This window comes from Pseudarthrobacter sp. S6 (assembly GCF_050156575.1).
Taxonomy (GTDB): Bacteria; Actinomycetota; Actinomycetes; order Actinomycetales; family Micrococcaceae; genus Arthrobacter.
Genome location: NZ_CP189581.1, coordinates 447,438 through 465,124, shown reverse-complemented (window position 1 = coordinate 465,124; position 17,687 = coordinate 447,438). Strand labels below are relative to the sequence as shown.

General features: G+C 64.8%; 18 protein-coding genes. 4 read left to right on the top strand and 14 right to left on the bottom strand.

The window, feature by feature from the left end; genetic code table 11:
* From dhaK to lysS, 6 genes are all read right to left on the bottom strand, one after another.
* Entirely contained in the window at positions 1 to 1,002 is a 1,002-nt protein-coding gene (dhaK, locus tag ACQCS0_RS02300; protein WP_354155452.1) for a dihydroxyacetone kinase subunit DhaK, read from the bottom strand.
* A gap of 244 nt (positions 1,003 to 1,246) precedes the next feature.
* Positions 1,247 to 1,762 (bottom strand): amino-acid N-acetyltransferase, encoded by a 516-nt coding sequence (locus tag ACQCS0_RS02295; protein WP_354155453.1) that lies wholly within the window; start codon positions 1,760 to 1,762, stop codon positions 1,247 to 1,249.
* Positions 1,763 to 1,902: 140 nt separating this feature from the next.
* Positions 1,903 to 4,395, bottom strand: a complete 2,493-nt coding sequence (locus tag ACQCS0_RS02290) for an ATP-dependent Clp protease ATP-binding subunit (RefSeq protein WP_354155454.1) — start codon at positions 4,393 to 4,395, stop codon at positions 1,903 to 1,905.
* Positions 4,396 to 4,849: 454 nt separating this feature from the next.
* Positions 4,850 to 5,179, bottom strand: a complete 330-nt coding sequence (locus ACQCS0_RS02285) for a histone-like nucleoid-structuring protein Lsr2 (protein WP_282329791.1) — start codon at positions 5,177 to 5,179, stop codon at positions 4,850 to 4,852.
* A 154-nt stretch (positions 5,180 to 5,333) separates the two neighbouring features.
* On the bottom strand, positions 5,334 to 5,504 hold the full coding sequence (locus tag ACQCS0_RS02280; protein ID WP_354155455.1) for a hypothetical protein: 171 nt from the start codon (positions 5,502 to 5,504) through the stop codon (positions 5,334 to 5,336).
* 2 nt (positions 5,505 to 5,506) lie between these two features.
* Positions 5,507 to 7,039 (bottom strand): lysine--tRNA ligase, encoded by a 1,533-nt coding sequence (gene lysS, locus ACQCS0_RS02275; RefSeq protein WP_426939999.1) that lies wholly within the window; start codon positions 7,037 to 7,039, stop codon positions 5,507 to 5,509.
* A 67-nt stretch (positions 7,040 to 7,106) separates the two neighbouring features.
* Between lysS and ACQCS0_RS02270 the strand changes: the two genes are divergently transcribed.
* From ACQCS0_RS02270 to ACQCS0_RS02260, 3 genes are read left to right on the top strand one after another with little or no spacing between them, the layout of a single operon-like run.
* Positions 7,107 to 7,991, top strand: coding sequence for an alpha/beta hydrolase (locus ACQCS0_RS02270; protein WP_354155456.1), 885 nt, complete (start codon positions 7,107 to 7,109; stop codon positions 7,989 to 7,991).
* 48 nt (positions 7,992 to 8,039) lie between these two features.
* Positions 8,040 to 8,894 (top strand): alpha/beta hydrolase, encoded by an 855-nt coding sequence (locus ACQCS0_RS02265; protein WP_354155457.1) that lies wholly within the window; start codon positions 8,040 to 8,042, stop codon positions 8,892 to 8,894.
* Positions 8,895 to 8,928: 34 nt separating this feature from the next.
* The gene (locus ACQCS0_RS02260) at positions 8,929 to 9,765 is read left to right on the top strand and encodes an alpha/beta hydrolase (protein WP_354155458.1); all 837 of its coding nucleotides are present in this window, start codon (positions 8,929 to 8,931) and stop codon (positions 9,763 to 9,765) included.
* 79 nt (positions 9,766 to 9,844) lie between these two features.
* On the opposite strand, the gene ACQCS0_RS02255 is transcribed toward ACQCS0_RS02260, so the two are convergent.
* Positions 9,845 to 11,311, bottom strand: a complete 1,467-nt coding sequence (locus ACQCS0_RS02255; RefSeq protein WP_354155459.1) for a DHA2 family efflux MFS transporter permease subunit — start codon at positions 11,309 to 11,311, stop codon at positions 9,845 to 9,847.
* Positions 11,312 to 11,565: 254 nt separating this feature from the next.
* Entirely contained in the window at positions 11,566 to 12,198 is a 633-nt protein-coding gene (locus ACQCS0_RS02250; protein ID WP_354155460.1) for a helix-turn-helix domain-containing protein, read from the bottom strand.
* Between the two features lie 127 nt (positions 12,199 to 12,325).
* Between ACQCS0_RS02250 and ACQCS0_RS02245 the strand changes: the two genes are divergently transcribed.
* Positions 12,326 to 12,607 (top strand): hypothetical protein, encoded by a 282-nt coding sequence (locus ACQCS0_RS02245; protein ID WP_354155461.1) that lies wholly within the window; start codon positions 12,326 to 12,328, stop codon positions 12,605 to 12,607.
* A 70-nt stretch (positions 12,608 to 12,677) separates the two neighbouring features.
* Here the strand turns inward: ACQCS0_RS02245 and ACQCS0_RS02240 are convergent, their stop codons facing one another.
* From ACQCS0_RS02240 to ACQCS0_RS02215, 6 genes are all read right to left on the bottom strand, one after another.
* Positions 12,678 to 13,007, bottom strand: coding sequence for an ANTAR domain-containing protein (locus ACQCS0_RS02240; protein ID WP_354155462.1), 330 nt, complete (start codon positions 13,005 to 13,007; stop codon positions 12,678 to 12,680).
* A 288-nt stretch (positions 13,008 to 13,295) separates the two neighbouring features.
* A complete protein-coding gene (locus ACQCS0_RS02235) occupies positions 13,296 to 14,222 on the bottom strand; it encodes a pantoate--beta-alanine ligase (RefSeq protein WP_354155463.1) in 927 nt (308 codons plus the stop codon).
* A 1-nt stretch (position 14,223) separates the two neighbouring features.
* Positions 14,224 to 15,114, bottom strand: a complete 891-nt coding sequence (locus tag ACQCS0_RS02230; RefSeq protein ID WP_354155464.1) for a DUF2520 domain-containing protein — start codon at positions 15,112 to 15,114, stop codon at positions 14,224 to 14,226.
* Positions 15,107 to 16,663, bottom strand: coding sequence for a PH domain-containing protein (locus tag ACQCS0_RS02225; protein WP_354155465.1), 1,557 nt, complete (start codon positions 16,661 to 16,663; stop codon positions 15,107 to 15,109). The genes ACQCS0_RS02230 and ACQCS0_RS02225 overlap by 8 nt, the downstream gene beginning before the upstream one ends.
* Positions 16,660 to 17,172: a PH domain-containing protein gene (locus ACQCS0_RS02220; RefSeq protein ID WP_354155466.1), complete on the bottom strand. Its 513-nt coding sequence runs from the start codon at positions 17,170 to 17,172 to the stop codon at positions 16,660 to 16,662. Before ACQCS0_RS02220 ends, ACQCS0_RS02225 begins: the two co-directional genes overlap by 4 nt.
* Entirely contained in the window at positions 17,153 to 17,686 is a 534-nt protein-coding gene (locus ACQCS0_RS02215; RefSeq protein ID WP_160676747.1) for a DUF3180 domain-containing protein, read from the bottom strand. The genes ACQCS0_RS02220 and ACQCS0_RS02215 overlap by 20 nt, the downstream gene beginning before the upstream one ends.
* Position 17,687 lies beyond the last annotated feature (1 nt).

The following is a 17,687-nucleotide window of genomic DNA, read 5'->3' as shown; positions in this document are numbered from 1 at the left end:
TTACACGCCCCAGCGCAGGGCTGCAGTGTGCACGGGGGCATCCCACAGCTGCGTCAGTTCATCGTCGAGCCGTAGCACGGAGATGGAGCAGCCCTGCATTTCGAGGGCGGTGATGTAGTTCCCTACCAGCGAGCGTTCGATGACGGCTCCGCGTTCTGCGATAACCTGGGCAGCGCGGCGGTAGACGATGTACAGCTCACTCAGGGGCGTGCCGCCCATACCGTTGACGAACAGCAGCACTTTCTCGCCGCTCGTGATGCCCAGGTCGGTGAGGACCGGGTCCAGCAGGCGGTCGGTGATGCCGTCGGCATTCTCCATCGGAATTTTGTGCCGGCCGGGCTCGCCGTGGATGCCGATGCCGATCTCGATTTCATCGTCCGCAAGGTCGAAACTGGGCGTTCCCGCGTGCGGTACGGTGCACGCGGACAGGGCGACCCCCATGGTGCGGACATTGCTGTTGACGCGGACGCCGATCGCGGCCACGGCATCGAGGTTGTCGCCCCGTTCAGCCGCGGCGCCGGCAATCTTCTCCACCAGGACGGTGCCACCCACGCCACGGCGGCCCGCGGTGTACAGGGAGTCCTCCACCGCAACGTCATCGTTCACCAGGACCGTGCGGATGTCCACCCCTTCGGCCTGCGCCAGTTCCGCTGCGGTCTCGAAGTTCAGGACGTCGCCGGTGTAGTTTTTCACGATATGGACGACGCCGGCGCCGGAGTTAACGGCGAGCGTGGCCGGGAGGATCTGGTCCGGCGTCGGTGAAGTGAACACCGCCCCCGGCACCGCGGCGTCGAGCATTCCCAGCCCGACAAAACCGGCGTGGAGCGGCTCGTGGCCGCTTCCTCCGCCGGAAACGAGTCCGACTTTTCCGGCCACAGGCGCGTCTTTGCGTGTGACGTACTTGGGATCGGCGATGACGGTGACGAGTCCCGCGTGGGCAAGACCGAATCCTTCGACGGATTCGTCAACCACGGAGCGGGGATCGTTGATGAGTTTTTTCATGGCAGAACTCCTGGGGTGTGGGTGCTTCCTGGAGGATGCACTTCGACCCTACTACCGCCGCGCAAAGTCCGGTAGCCTGCGACGATGCGACGGAAGCGGTAAGGGACAGCCCCCAATGACCGTCCCTTACGGCAGGCCCCCACGCTGCAACCCCGGTCAGTTTATCCATCAATTCGATTTAAAGCTATTTATGTCACAGGGTGCCTTCTTGCCGCAGTAGCGCGGGCAGGGTGACCAGAGGTGGTTAGAGGGTCTTGATCATGCGGGTATTGCCCAGGGTGTTGGGCTTGACCCGCGCCAGGTCCAGGAACTCTGCAACGCCTTCGTCATGGGAGCGCAGCAGCTCGGAGTAGACCACCGGGTCCACTGCCGTCTGGTCGGCCATGACCTCGAAGCCATGGCGCTTGAAAAAATCCACCTCGAAGGTGAGGCAAAAGACCCGTCCCACGCCCAGTTCACGGGCTGCGGCCAGCAGGCTTTCCACGAGCACATGCCCCACTCCCTTGCCGCGCCATGCATCCGACGCGGCCAGCGTACGGACTTCAGCGAGGTCCTCCCACATAACGTGCAGCGCACCGCAGCCGATGACTTTGCCGTCATGGGCCTCTGCGATCCGGAATTCCTGGAGGCTCTCGTAATAGGCAACCGTCTCTTTTGCCATCAGGATCCGCTGCTCAGCCAACGGCGCCACAAGGCCCTTGATGGCGGCCACGTCACTGGTACGTGCGGAACGGATGTGGAAGGAATCAGAGTCGGTCACCCCATAATCCTACGGTGGCGCCCGGCCGGCTTCGGCCGCTCCCGCTGGGCTGGAGCGCTCCCGGACTCAACACCGGGAAGCCGGACAACACGAAGGCCCCGCCGCTCCTTTCGGAGTGGCGGAGCCTTCGCTTTTGGTGGTTAGACGCTGGGAGCGATCTCCGGGATGCGCGGCTTGGCATTGCCAGCGAACGTGAACTTGGCGTCGTCGCCTTCGCCATCCACGTCCACTACAACGATGTCGCCGGCGTGGAGCTCGCCGAACAGGATCTTCTCGGAGAGCTGGTCCTCGATCTCGCGCTGGATGGTGCGGCGCAGCGGCCGGGCACCCATAGCAGGATCGTAGCCGCGGGTGGCCAGGAGCACCTTGGCCGCGGTGGTGAGCTCGATGCCCATGTCCTTGTCCGCCAGGCGCTTCTCCAGGCGGCCAACGAACATGTCCACGATCTCGATGATCTCGTCCTGGGTGAGCTGCGGGAACACCACAACGTCATCCACACGGTTCAGGAACTCCGGACGGAAGTGCTGCTTGAGCTCCTCCGTCACACGGGCACGCATCCGGTTATAGCCGGTCTGGGTGTCCGTGCCGGACTGGAAGCCGGTGGCAACGCTCTTGGAGATGTCCCGGGTGCCCAGGTTGGTGGTCATGATGATCACGGTGTTCTTGAAGTCCACCACGCGACCCTGGGAGTCGGTCAGGCGGCCGTCTTCAAGGATCTGCAGGAGTGAGTTGAAGAGGTCAGCGTGCGCCTTCTCCACTTCGTCGAACAGGACCACGGAGAACGGACGGCGGCGGACCTTCTCAGTGAGCTGGCCACCCTCTTCGTAGCCGACGTAGCCCGGAGGGGCACCGAAGAGCCGTGAAACAGTGTGCTTTTCGGAGTACTCGGACATGTCCAGCGTGATGAGGGCGTCCTCGTCACCAAACAGGAATTCCGCCAAGGCCTTGGCCAGCTCGGTCTTGCCGACGCCGGTGGGGCCGGCAAAGATGAACGAGCCGCCCGGACGCTTAGGGTCCTTCAGGCCTGCACGGGTGCGGCGGATCGCCTGGGATAGGGACCTGATGGCCTCATTCTGGCCCACCACACGCTTGTGCAGTTCGTCTTCCATCTTCAGCAGGCGCGTGGACTCTTCCTCGGTCAGCTTGAAGACCGGGATGCCGGTGGAGTTGGCCAACACCTCGGCGATGAGATCCTCGTCCACCTCGGAGATGTCATCCATGCCGCCGGACTTCCAGTGGCGTTCCTTCTCGGCACGCTCAGTGATGAGCTTCTGCTCCTTGTCCCGGAGCGAAGCGGCACCTTCGAAGTCCTGCGCGTCGATGGCGGATTCCTTCTCCATCTTCAGCTTGGCAATCCGCTCATCCATGGCCTTCAGTTCCGGCGGGGCGGTCATCCGGCGGATGCGCAACCGGGCACCGGCCTCGTCGATCAGGTCGATGGCCTTGTCCGGCAGGAAGCGGTCCGAGATGTAGCGTTCGGCGAGGTTCGCGGCCGAGGTGAGGGCGCCGTCGGTGATGGTGACGCGGTGGTGCGCCTCGTAACGGTCACGCAGTCCCTTGAGGATCTCGATCGCGTGTGCGACAGAGGGCTCCTTGACCTGGATCGGCTGGAAACGACGCTCGAGCGCGGCATCCTTCTCGATGTGCTTGCGGTACTCATCCAGGGTGGTGGCACCGATGGTCTGCAGTTCACCGCGGGCAAGCATGGGCTTCAGGATGGACGCAGCATCGATGGCACCTTCAGCAGCGCCGGCACCCACAAGCGTGTGGATTTCGTCGATGAAGAGGATGATGTCGCCGCGGGTGCGGATTTCCTTGAGGACCTTCTTCAGTCGCTCTTCGAAGTCGCCGCGGTACCGGGAGCCGGCCACCAGTGAACCGAGGTCCAGGGTGTACAGCTGCTTGTCCTTGATGGTTTCCGGGACGTCGCCGCGCACAATTGCCTGGGCGAGGCCTTCGACGACGGCGGTCTTGCCGACGCCGGGCTCACCGATCAGCACAGGGTTGTTCTTGGTGCGGCGCGAAAGGACCTGCATAACGCGTTCCATTTCGGACTCACGTCCGATCACCGGGTCCAGCTTGTTCTCGCGCGCAGCCTGGGTAAGGTTGCGGCCGAACTGGTCCAGAACCACGGAGCCGGCTGGAGTGCCCTCGGGCTGGCCGGGACCGACGCCTGCGCCGGTAGTCTCCTTGCCCTGGTAGCCGGAGAGGAGCTGGATGACCTGCTGACGGACGCGGTTGAGGTCTGCGCCCAGCTTGACCAGCACCTGAGCGGCAACGCCTTCACCCTCACGGATGAGGCCCAGCAGGATGTGCTCCGTGCCGATGTAGTTGTGGCCCAGCTGCAAGGCTTCCCGCAGGGAAAGTTCCAGCACCTTCTTGGCGCGCGGGGTAAAGGGGATGTGACCGGATGGGGCCTGCTGGCCCTGGCCGATGATCTCCTGTACCTGCTCGCGCACACCGTCGAGCGAAATGCTCAAGGACTCAAGAGCTTTGGCGGCAACGCCCTCACCTTCATGGATCAGACCCAAGAGGATGTGTTCGGTACCAATGTAATTGTGGTTCAGCATGCGTGCCTCTTCTTGGGCAAGCACAACTACGCGACGGGCACGGTCCGTAAATCGCTCAAACATTTTCGCCACACTCCTAGCTACGACGTACTTTGATGCTACGTGGCAGACCCACTATTGGGGAGCGTGTTCGCCACAGGGGAAACATGACGTGTTCAACCTCCCGTCATCCTGCTCATGACCGCGGCGTCAGGAGCGGAACGCAGTAAGGGACGACGACGGCTCAAGGATCACTAAGGCCCGCTAATTAGAGACATTTCGGGTGTCTCCCGCCACGCAAAGATTTGAGTGGGAGAATTCGCGCCGGCGACCCAGACCAGAGGCTCAAACCGAATCATCGGCTCGCCGTAAGGAAATCGCGCGGAGATTTGCCCAACGGCACGGCTGAAGATCTTTGGCCAGCAAGGGTTCGCGCATGCCAAAGTCCGTCTTTGCGCATTCACAATTGGCATCAAAAAACCCTGCCCCCACCCCGAAGGTGAAGACAGGGCCTATCACGCCGATGGAGATGCGCAGGTCAGGAATTTGCCTTTTGGTAGGCTTCCTGGATTTCAGCCTGAATTCGGCCGCGACTGTTAACCGTGTAGCCGTTATCCCGCGCCCACTGGCGGATCTGCGCGGAGTCGTTGGGGCGGGTGCCTGCAACCGGCTTGGTGCGGGTAGGCCTGCCGGCCGAGGTCTTGCGTCCAGCGGCGACAAAGCGCCCCAAGGCAGAACGGAGCTCGGCCGCATTGGCCGAGGACAGATCGATTTCGTAGCTGACCCCATCGAGGCCGAAACGGACGTTTTCGTCCGCGGATCCCCCATCAAGATCATCGACGAGGATGATGTTTACTTTCTGTGCCATTAAATATGTCTTCCTCTTGGAAAGGTTCGGTTGTCAGAAAATGAGGATGTTCCTGTAAAAAGTATGGGCCTCTTTATGGCAACGCGTCAAAGCGTTCAATCGTTCCTGTGGATATCCACAGGAACCCACGCAAATCTCTTTCGAGCTATTTGTCTTATTCGGGGTTCTGTTCGTTCACGGGCGCGCCGGAACGCGATTCCGCCTCGGCTTGGGCCCGTGCTTCAGCCTGACGCTCGGACTTATCGGCATTGAAGATGGATTTCATGGCAAACCAAAAAAGCAGGCCAACCACCAACGAGGGCAGGAGTACGGCTACATATTCCATGGTCAGTGGCCTTCGGGCTTCAGAAGCGGGAAAAGGATGGTTTCGCGGATACCGGCGCCGGTGAACAACATCACCAGCCGGTCGATGCCGAGGCCGATGCCACCCATGGGCGGCGCGCCGTATTCGAGGGCCCGCAGGAAGTCCTCGTCCAGCTGCATTGCCTCGTCATCGCCCGCGGCAGCGTGCCGCGACTGTTCAGTCAGCCGCTCGCGCTGGATGACGGGGTCGATCAGCTCGGAGAAGGCCGTGCCGCGCTCCATGCCGCCGATGATAAGGTCCCAAGCCTCGATCAGGCGGCCGTCATTCCGGTGGGGGCGGGCCAGCGGCTGGGCAGACGGCGGGTAGTCGTACACAAAGGTGGGGTTCAGGAGCGTGGGTTCCACAATTTCGCCGAACAGTTCAACGGCCAGTTTCTCGGCGTCCCACTTCGGGTCGATCTTGACCTCATGCTTTTGCGCGATTTCGCGGAGCACCTCAAGCGACGTGTCCGGTGTGACTTCCTGGCCAACGGCCTCGGACAGTCCCGGGTAGACCGAAACCCAGGCCCAGTCGCCGTCGAGGCTGATCTCCCCGGCATCGGTCTGGAGGGTGCGGCCCACACCCACGGCGTCAGCGGCGTCCAGGATGATCTCCTTGATGCGCTCGGCCATGACGAACTGGTCAGCCCAGGCTTCGTAGCACTCAAGGGTGGTGAATTCGGGGCTGTGCGTGGAGTCCACGCCCTCGTTGCGGAAGACGCGGCCCATGTCGTAGACGCGATCGATCCCGCCCACCACGGCGCGCTTGAGGTAAAGCTCAGTGGCAATGCGTAGGGTCATCTTCTGGTCGAACGCGTTCATGTGCGTCTCGAACGGGCGGGCCAGGGCGCCGCCGTGGACCAGCTGCAGGATGGGGGTTTCCACTTCGACGTAGCTGTGGCGGTGCAGGCTCTCGCGGATGGAACGGGTAATCGCGGCGCGGGTATAGACCATCTCCCGGGCTTCATCGCGCACCATCAGGTCCACGTACCGCTGACGGACGCGGGTTTCCTCGTTCAGTTCCGCGTGCAGCACCGGCAACGGGCGCAGTGCCTTGGAAGCCATGGACCAGGACTCGGCCATCACGGACAGCTCGCCGCGGCGGGAGGAAATCACCTCACCCTTGATGAACACGTGGTCGCCCAGGTCCACCACCGCCTTCCAGTCCGCGAGCGCTTCCTCGCCGACGTTGGCAAGGCTGAGCATCGCCTGGAGCCGCGTGCCCTTGCCGTCAACTCCGCCTTCCTGGAGTGTGGCGAAGCAGAGCTTGCCGGTATTGCGCACAAAAACCACGCGGCCGGTGATGCCCACAACGTCGCCGGTGGTGTCGTCAGCCTCAAGGTGAGAGTACTTTTCGCGGATCTCCGTGAGGGAATGCGTGCGTTCCACACCGACCGGATATGCCTCGGTGCCGCGCTCAATCAGCTTCGCGCGCTTGTCCATGCGGATGCGCATCTGCTCGCTGGCGTCGAGCGGCTCTGGGACATTTTTTGGGGTGGGGGTGTTTTGGGGAGTCACAATCCCCAAGTTTACCGGGCATTCCCGCCACCGGTTCCCGGCAGCCGCCCGGGCATAGACTCGGGCTGTGGAGACGTGGAAAGTTGAAGCGGAGGACGGCGGGCGCCTCGACGTCCATTCCTTCCGTACCCCCGCAGGATTGGACCCGACGACGGCGGGACCTCCCGGCGTCGTACTCATCCACGGCACTTTGGTCACGGACGCCCTCTACCGGCCTTTTGCCCGGAAGCTCAGCGTCCTGCTGTGCCGGCCGGTGCACTGCTACAACCGCCGCGGCAGGGCGGGGTCCGCCCCGCAGCCGGAGGACTATTCGGTGAAGACGGAGATCAGCGACCTTGCGGCGGTCATGCGCGAGACGGGTTCCACGGACGTGGTGGCCCATAGCTATGGCGGTTTCGTGGCGCTGCAGGCGGCCCGGACCCTGCCCGTGGGCCGGTTGGTGACCTATGACGCCGCGGTGTCGCTGTCCGGAAACCTGAGCCACCGCTGGCGGCCGGAGCTTGAGGACGCCGTCACCGCAGGCCAGCTTAACCATGCCTGGGCGCACCTGGTCCAGGGCCTGGCCACGGCCGGTCCCCTGTCCTACCTGCCGCTCGGCGCGCTGCGGATGTTGAGCATTCTCTCCGCCAAAACCAACCTGGGCGCGGAAATGCGCCAGCTGCTGCCCACGGCCGTCAACGAAATGCGGGCGGTACTGGACGCCGACGCCGAACTGGAGAATTTCACCACCCTCACCGCCCCCGTCCTGATGCTCAGCGGCGGCTGGAGTCCGGCGTATTTTGCCGAGACCGGCCGCCAGCTGGCGGCCGCAGCGCCATCAATCACCTTCCAGGTGGTCCCCGGCCAGCTGCACGAGGGGCCCATCCGGCCCGGCAAGGGCCTGGCCGTGCGGATTGCCCGGTTCATCAACGGCAGCGACGGCCAGGCCCGAACTCTGGGGAGGCGCCGGTAGGTCGCCTTGCCCGGTGGGGAGCCTTACCGCGCGCCTAGGATGGGGAGCGTGAAAGCACAGGAAGTCCCCACGCACGACGGCGGCAGGCTGGCTTTGTACAGCTACGGAACCGAGGATGCGCCGGGAGAACGCCGTGTGGTGGTCATCGGCGGAGCCTTCCTCACGGCCCTGATCTACCGGCCGTTCTCGATGGCTTTGGCCGACGGGCTGGGAGACGGGTGGGCAGTGGACGTCTACGACCGGCGTGGGCGGGGCAACTCCACCGAGCAGCCGGCGGATTATTCCATGGCCACGGAAATTGCCGATGTCCGCACGGTCATGGATGCGACGGGTGCCCGCAACGTCCTGGGCCACAGCCTGGGCGGATCGGTGGCGCTGAACGCCGTCCAGGAGTTCGCAGGCACCTCATACGAACCGGACAAGCTGGCGGTCTACGACGCCGCAGTCAATATCGACGGCAGCATCGACATGTCCTGGCTGGACGAGTTCGAGGCCGCGGTGAACGCCGGCCGAGTGGGGCATGCCATGGCCCGAATGAAAAAGGGCATGCAGCCTGGCACCGCGCTCTCGAAGATCCCCGAGCCTGTCCTTGCGGGGCTGATGGCTGTGGTGTCGCGCACCAAAGTGAACAAGATGCTCCGGGGGCTGATGCCAACCGGCGTGGGCGAACTGCGGGCCGCGTACGGCGAAGCCGAGCATGCAAGGAACTTCGCCGTCCTGCCCGCCAACACGCACTTTATGGTGGGCGGCAAGAGCCCGAGCTACTACAAGGTCACCGCCCAGCGCCTTCACGCGGCCGTCCCGGGGAGCACGTTCGAGCTCTCACCTAACGGCTTCCATGGCTCCATTCCGGCCGCAGTTAAGGAACTTGTCGCTGACATCGCGGATTACTTCAAGGGCTGAGGCTTTCCGCAGGTTGCTCAGCTAGGCTCGGATCATGACGAGCGAGAACATCAAGACCCCCGACGGCGGCACGCTGGAGCTCTTTTCCACCGGTGCTGAACTGGCCTCCGCCGGTTCCGGCGTGGTTGTGGTCCCGGCCTCCATGGTGACCGCGGCCGACTACACAAAATTCGCCCAGAAACTCAGCACCGCGTTGGGCCGCCCCGTGCACACGTTCAACCGCCGCGGCCGCGGATCATCCTCGCCGCAGGCCGAGGATTACACGCTGGACGGGGACATCCGGGACCTGGATGCCGTAATGAAACACACCTCCAGCACGGACGTTTTTGGGCACAGCTTCGGCGGCGCTGTGGCCCTGCACGCGGCCCGGACCCTTCCGGTGGAGCGGCTGGCTGTGTATGACCCCGCCGTGTCCGTGAACCGCAGTGTGAAGGCCGACTGGACTGCCGAATACGAACGCGCCACGGCCGCCGGGGACGACGACCGCGCCTTAGCCGTACTGCAGCGCGGGCTTGAGGCGGGCGGAGCGTTTTCATCCCGCATGCCGCTGTCCATGCTGACCTTGGCCAACAAACTCACCGCGGGCACTTCCGAAGGCAAGCAGCAGCGTGAACTGATGCGCACCGGCGTCCGGGAAATCAAGGCCATCATCGCAGCGGACATGCCGGCCGAGCCGTTCCTGGAGCTGCCCCTGGAAACGCTGATTATCGTGGGCGAGAAGAGCCCTGCGTACTTCGGTGTTGCCTGCGGCCAGATCCATGATGTCCTGTCCGGCTCCAGCTACACCATCCTGCCGGGAGCCGGCCACGACGGCGTCCTCCGTGCACCGGACAAGCTCATCACCGAGCTGAGCGACTTCTTCTCCGGCTAACAGCAACGCGGGGTCACTTAGCGCCCATTCCCGTGGGCCGGATGGGCGCTAAGTGACCCCGCGTTGGGTTAAAAGTGGGCTAGTGGGCGCCGTGGCCCGGGGCGGCACCTTCGGTTTTGCGCATCATCGCAGAGAGTACGACGGCGGCGAGGGCTATCACGGTTGCCGTCAGGAACGCTGCACTCATGCCGGCAACGAGCCCCGACGCGGCCGAGACCACGGCAAAAATGGACACCAGCAGCGCCGTTCCGGCGGCACCGGCTACCTGCTGGGCGGTGCTCATGATCGCCGAGCCGTGAGAGTAAAGATGCGGCGGCAGCGGGTTCAGGCCGGTGGTAAATGCCGGCGTGAACAGCAGCGCCAGGCCGAAACTGAGCCCCACATGGAGGGTGATGATCCACCAGACCGGAGTGCCGGCGTCGAGCATTGAAAACTGCCACAGCGCCAGCGCCATCAGCACGGAACCGGTAAGGGTGAGCGGCAGCGGGCCCACTTTGTCGAACAGCCGGCCGATAAACGGGCCCAGCAGGCCCATCGCCAGGCCACCCGGAAGCAGCGCGAGACCCGTCTCCAGCGAGCCCAGGCCGCGGATTTCCTGCAGATAAAGGGGCAGCAGGATCACACCGCCGAAGAGCGCCATCATGGCCACCACCATCAGCAGCACGGAGACCGTGAACATCCTGAAGTTGAAGGCGCGGAGATCCAGCAGCGGGGCTTCGGACTTTTGCAGCCGGAGCTGGCGGAGCACAAAGACCGTCAGGCTGGCGACGCCGATGACCAGCGCGGCGATGGCCATGGTGCCCGGACCGCTTTGGCCGCCGCCGATCTGGCTCAGGCCGTACACCAAGCCACCGAAGGCAGGAACCGTCAGGAGCACGGAGGGGAAATCGAGCTTGGTCTTCTCGGTTTCACCCACGTTCGTCAGGTACTTGGCGCCGATGGCCAGCGCGGCCAGGGCGACCGGGAGGACAAAAACGAACATAAAGCGCCAGGTGAAATGCTCCAGGATCAGCCCGGAGACAGTGGGGCCCATGGCCGGCGCTACGGAGATGGCGATACTGACGTTGCCCATGACGGCGCCGCGCTTGGCCAGCGGGACAAGGGTGAGGATGGTGGTCATCAGCAACGGAAGCATGATGGCGGTGCCGCTGGCCTGGACGATGCGGGCCAGGAGCAGGACCTCAAAACCGGGAGCCACCGACGCCAGGGCGGTGCCGCCGGCAAACAGACCCATGGCCAGCATAAAGACGGCCCTCGTGGGCAGGCTTTGGAGGATGAACCCGGTGGTGGGGATGACCACCGCCATGGTGAGCATAAAGCCGGTGGAGAGCCATTGCACGGTGGGCGCGTCCACACGCAGGTCAACCATCAGCCGCTGCAGGGCCACATTCATGATGGTCTCGTTCAGGATCACCACAAAGGTCGCCACGAGCAGGGTGGCGATGATGGTCACCGATTCGCGGGACATCTTCTCCGGCGCGGCGGACTTCGGCGCTGCTACCGGCCCGGGCTGCCCGGAGGCGTTCGAAGAGACTTCTGTAGACACGGGTATTCCCTCAGGGAGTAAGAATGAAGTGGCTCGCGAGCAACCTCGCTGCAGATTCCAACACTCTACCGTCCGGACTAATTCCGGGGACACAGGTTTTTAGTTCGGCCCGGACCTTGATCCAGTATGCCGCCTCGGAGCCGGCCGGATTAACCGGGCTTCGCCTGATTCCTTGCAATCCGGTGCTCGGCATCGAGGGAACGCAGCATTCGTGGGCGGGGCTTAAGGGGCCATTCGCGCGGGAGTGCCAGTTGTCAGCTGCGGTGGTGCTCGATCAGCCAGCCGGCCATCTGCTGGGCCCGCTTCGCCGCCTGGGTGTCACCTTCGGTGGCTGAGACGATGGACCCCTTCATGAGGATGTGCCAGGACCGGGCGAAATCCTCCGGGTGGTCCAACCCGGCCTGCTCTGCGAGGGCCTGCACGTGGCCCCTGATCCTGGCCAGGTAGTCGATGCTGGCCTGGCCCAGCGGATGGGCCGGGCCCATTTCCAGCAGGATGTTGATGAAGGAGCAGGCTTCGAAGTCTTCGCGGAGAAACCAGTCGCCGAAGACGTCGAAGATAGCAAGCAGTTGTTCGGCGGGGGTTGTGCCGCGCAGTTTGGCCTGGCCGACGATGGCATCAACTGTCCATATTTGGTCCCGCTGCTCCAGGAACGCCAGGACGAGTGCGTCCTTGGACGGGAAGTGCCGGTAAAACGTTGCCTTGGCGACGCCGGAACGTTCGATCAGTTCGTTAACACCTACGTCCCGCACCCCGCGGCGGGAAAACAGTTCATACGCCACAGCCAGGATCCGGCCCCTGGAATCGGCAGGAGCAACTGCCGCCTCGGCGGGTAAATCCGCAGGAGACAGGGGGGGCTCTGCAGCGTGGTCTGCATCAAAAATCATCGTAGGAATAGTTTACTCCAGGTGCAGACAGACCGGTCTTACTCGCTGTAATGTTTTTTCCAACGCAGTGCTATGACGCCGACGGTACCCTTAAAAGGCCTCGTCGGCTTGGTGCAAGGAGGCCCCGATGCCAGCAGAGCGAACGTTCGATTTTATCCCGTGTAACGACACTGACCCGTGGATAGAAAGTACGGCTGCGTCCGCCGAGATCCGTTACTTCGCCCGGGAATCCCTGCGGTGGCAGGCGCAGGAAATCATCGATGAAGTGCTCCGCGGAACAGCCCCCGGCGAGGAACTTGCCCGGGCCAGGTTACGCCGTTGCGTCGCCCGGAATCCTGGGAAACCCGAGCGCGCACTTCTGCAGCAGCTGATGATCAACCGCGACCCGCAGGGTGGATCAACGCAGTAGAGCAACACGCTCCTGCGCCGCAATGTGCGCCCGCCCGCGATTCAGCATGAGGCAACCGCCGTAGAAAGGCTTAGAGCGGACGGCTTTGCAAGGTGAGGCTGCGGTCCACAATCTGTCCGGCGGTCGTATGCAGGCTCTGGCTGTTGGCGCGTGCATGGCTCCGCAGCAGGTTGAACGCTGCATCCATGTCCACCCCGGCCGTATGGGCAATGACGCCTTTCGCCTGCTCAATCAGCACGCGGGTATTCAGCGCGTGGCGGGTTACCAGAATCCCGCACAGGGCAGTGCTGGAGGCATACTGGCGGGCCAGGTCAACGGCCGAATTCAAATATTCGTCCAGGACGCCCGCGTCATTCACTTTGACGAGATACGACCGTCCGTCATCTATTGTGCGGATCATTGGATGCGCTCCTGACTTGAGCGTGGCCGGTCTGCCACGGGAACGGGCAATGCAGGCCGGCGTCCCGCTGGCCGTGCATAAGGCTGCACTGGACAGATGCACCGGGCAACACATAAGGCCCGGGCTAACTGCGGAGGAAGTGTGGGGCGCCCTGCGTGGAACTGGTCCTCCTAGAGTACGCCGAATAGGGCGATGCCAAGGTCTGGGGCAACAATTTCAGCATAGCCCATACGCGCACAGTCGGACAGGGATCCGAGGCCCTACGCGCCTGGAGCCGGACGCAACATATCAGCTGCTGAGCGGCACGTTATCGATCAGCCGGACCGGCCCCACCTTGGCCGCGATGATAGCCAGGCCCTCGCCACGGAACGGGACTTTCCGGCAGTTTTCGGCCAAAGGCTCAAGGGTGCCGGGATGCACTACGTCGAAATAATCCAGTCCGACCAACGGCTGGGATTCCACCAAGGCCTGGGCGGATTCCAGATCAAGCGGCTGGTGGGCGTCCGCCCGCTCCGCCAGGAGCCGCAGCGCCCGCGACAACACCAGGGCGGCTTCCCGCTCCTCGTCTGATAGGAACCGGTTGCGGCTTGAGAGGGCCAGCCCGTCCTCGGACCGGACCGTGGGAACGGCAACAATGTCGACCGGGAAGTTCAGGTCCGCCACCATCCGTCGCACGAGAGCCAGCTGCTGGGCATCCTTTTGCCCGAAGTAAGCCCGGTAGGCCGGCAGTCCCCCGCCGCCGGAAGCAAAAGCACCGGCAGGCGGAAGCCCTGAGCCCGGGATGCCGTAGTGCAGCAGTTTGGCAACCACTGTGAGGGCGCCGTCGAAATGTCCCGGCCGTGAGGCGCCTTCCCATTTTTCCCCCAGGGAGCCGGCGGTCACACGCACCAGCGGCTCGCCGCCGGGATAGACCTCTTCCACCGGCGGCGCAAACACGAGGTCCACGCCCTGTTCTTCCAGCAGGGCACAGTCGGCGTCAAGGGTCCGCGGGTACCGGTCCAAATCCACCGCATCGCCGAACTGCAGCGGGTTCACAAAAATCGACGCCACCACTACGTCGTTCTGTTCGACGGCGGTCCGCGCCAGGCGGGCGTGCCCTTCGTGCAGCGCGCCCATGGTGGGCACGAGGCCCTGGGATCTGCCCGCCTTCTGGGCGAGCAGCCGGGCACTCGCTTCGCGGAGCTCTGCGGCAGTTGTCACCAGTTGCGTGGCCATGTCAGTTCTCCTCTTCCAGGGCCGCGCGGATGGCCGCCACTTGATCCGCTTTGAGCAGCCCCCGGCTGCTTGCCCGCCGTGCTGTGGCGCGGGCCATGGCGAGGTAGGCCTCCAGCACATCGCCATGCGCGCCGGCGTCGTACTCCCGCAGCACCTCAGCATGGGCCGCCACTGTCCCGACGTCACCTCGGGCCACAGGCCCGGTCAACGCCGATTCCCCGGAGGCGAGCGCGTTCTCCAGCGTGGCCCGCAGCAAGGGTCCCAGCATCCGCTCCGGCGCGTCCACGCCAACGTCGCGGAGCAGCTGGGAAGCCTGCGCCACCAGGGTGACCATATGGTTCGAGCCATGGGCCAGCGCCGCATGGTACAGCGTCCGGTCCCCCTCGGCGATGGCCACGGGCTCGGCACCCATCTCAACGACCAGTGCCTGCGCAATGGGCAGCATCGCGGCGTCCGCCGTGACGCCGAACGTGCAGTCCAGCAGGCGCGTCAAATCCAGGCTCATGCCCGTGAACGTCATGGCGGGGTGCAGCGCCAGGGGAATGGCTCCGGCGGCGCGCACCGGGCGGAGCACCCCCACGCCGAACCGGCCTGAGGTGTGCGCCACGATCTGTCCGGGCTGCCACGCCCCGAGTTTGGCGAGGCCGTCCACCAGCCCGGCCAAGGCGTCGTCGGGCACGGCCAGGAGCACCAGTTGGGATCGTTCCACAATCTCCTGGATCTCCAGGATGGGAACGCCCGGCAGCAGAGTCTCCGCACGCTCACGGCTGGCTTCAGACACCGCGGAAACCCCGACGACGGCGTGCTCGGCCGAGCGCAACGCCGCACCAAGGACGGCACCCACTTTCCCGGCACCGATGATTCCGACGCCAAGGCGTCCGGGCTTAGCCACGTTGCGGGCCTTCCTGTTGGGGACTTTGTTGCGGCAGGGGGGTTTGGGTCGGCACAACCACAGGGGTTACGACGGGCGCGACCACCGGTGCGGGAACCACCGTTGCCAGCCATTGTTCGCTGGTCTGCCGCTTGCGGGCGAGCCGGGCGCGGGCGGACTGGGCATCAAAAAGGGCCCGGGCCTCGTCAAGTCCGGCCTGGGTGAGCCGCGGCGAGACCGGTCCCGCCGTGGTGTGCAGGACAAGGTCCGCCACACGGAACCGCCGCGCAAGGGGGCCCTGGTGCAGTGCCATTGACTGGGTGCGCTGGTGCGGGACCACCACCAGTTCCCGCCACCACCGGCCCGAGCGGAGCAGCAGGGCGGTGTCCGTGGTGGCGAAGCCGTTGCGGCGCCAGGCCAGCGGCGCGAGGAACCGGCCGCGGTGCGGGGTGGTGACGAAACCGCCGTCGGAATCCAGGCCTGAAAGCCCGGCCTCGAATACGCGTCCGGGCTTCGGCGTTCCGGGATCCGGCAGCACGAGTGCCAGCATGCTCATCACGTCGGGCAGCTTGCCCACGGGCAGCAGGGTGGTCCGGGACGCAGTCTCGCCGTTGCTTCCGGCCGCCCCGTAAGCGGCCACGTTGACCTGGATCCGGTACCAGCCGAAGATCCGCCAAAGCGGGGACTGGGCAACTTTCAGCGCCTGGACCCTGCCCGGGGGCAGCGTCTGCGCCTGCGTGTCCAAGAGCCCATAGCGGAGCCGGATCCCGTCCGGCGAAATGGCCGCGGTGAAGTTGTAGCCCTTGTTAAAGGAGCCCCAGTAGCTGGCGGCTAGGCCCAGCACCGCGGGGATCAGGTAGAAGAAGAAGCCGCGGTTTTCGGTCACCGCGGACAGGATCCCGGAGGCGATGCCGCCCACCACCACAAAGAAGCTCTGCTCGCTGAGCAACAGCGAACCGATAAGGCGCGACGGCGGCACGGACAGTACCGGGTATTCGGGTGCCTCGGGTGCGGCCTCCTGCGGCCGGGCCGGGTCCGGGACCACGCCGGCGGCCCGTGCCAGGATGGTGGCCCGGAGCTGGCGGGCGTCGTCCATCCGCAGGTAGGCCAGCTTGACGGCCGATTCGCCGGCGTCGGCCACCTCGAACTTGAGTTCGGCCAGGCCGAAGATCCTGGCCAGGAGGGGCTGCACGATGTCTATGGCCTGGACGCGGTCCAGCCGGGCCTGCCGCTGCTGGCGGAAGAGGAATCCGGAGTTGACCCGGACGTACCCTTCGGAGACCTGGTACTTGGTGAAGTACCAGGTCAGGATGAAGCCGAGCACGGTCACCACCAGGACGATGCCACCGCCGGCCACCAGCCAGGGTGCCCGGCCGGCGAAGTCCTCCTCGAAGAGCGGACGGCCCTGCAGCAACCGCTCGAAAAAGTCCCGGCCGAAGAAAAACCCGATGGCCGCCAGGGCCACCCAGCCGCGCACAAAGGGGGACGCCGGGTGCACACGCAGCCACTCGCCGTCGGGCGCTACCGGAACTGCACTCCGCGCGCCTGTCCCGGGAACGTCTGCCGTCACAGCCCTGCCAGCCTGGCTTCGCCGCGGGCGGCGAGCTGCTCGCGCAGGCGTGTCCCCTCCGCAGCGGGCAGGCCGGCGATGGTGGCGTTGGTTCCGGGTGAGGCGGTGTGGAGTTTGAGCGTGCAGAGTCCCAGCCCGCGTTCCACCGGGCCCACGCCGATGTCCACGTACTGCATGCGGCCATAGGGAACCGTCATGGTCCGTTGGAAGAAAATGCCGCCGCGGATCAGCAGGTCATCGTCCCGCTCGGCGTAACCGATGGCGCGCACCTGGCGCGGGATCAGCAGCAGCCGCCAGATGGCCAGCACCAGGGTCACCGCCGGGACGGTGATGGCCAGCCACAGCGGCGGCCACCGCCACCAGCCGAGCAGGACAAAGATGAGTGGCAGGGTCAGGACAATCACCGTGATCAGGTTGCCGATCGCCCACTCCACCAGCCGCACCGTGACGTATTTCGGGGATACCCGCTGCCAGGTGATGCCCGGCGGATCAATCGCCTCTGTACGCATATTCGCCTTCCCCTGCGGCTTCGCCACGTACCCCTCGGCCGGGTTTCCCGTCACCGGGCGCTGCATCGGTATCTTCGGGCGGGATCTTGCAGAACCGTTCCACCAGCAGGCCGACGACGATCATCACCAAGCCGCCGGCAGCAACCGCGATTGCCACCCAGGTGATGTCCTGGTCGCTGCGCAGGTTCCAGATCCGCAGCTGGTCCAGGAAGATCCCCGCGTGCCAGCCCAGCAGGACGGTGCCGGCGTAGGCGCACGCCTGGGCGAGCACCAAGGTCCTGGCGGCAAGGATCGGGTCCAGCGCCTTCTTGCGTTTGGTGCTGTTGCGCCACCGGAGCACGCGGATGCCAAGAACCAGGGTGATGGCAACAATCACGCCCATGGTGGCCAACGCGGTGGCCGGAAGAACGGGCGTGGCCATGCTGTAGCGGGTGGTCACCACGGTGGCAGACCAGCCGGCCACGGTCAGGACCACGCCGATCAGCAGCAGGCGCACGGGGTTGATGGGCTTCACG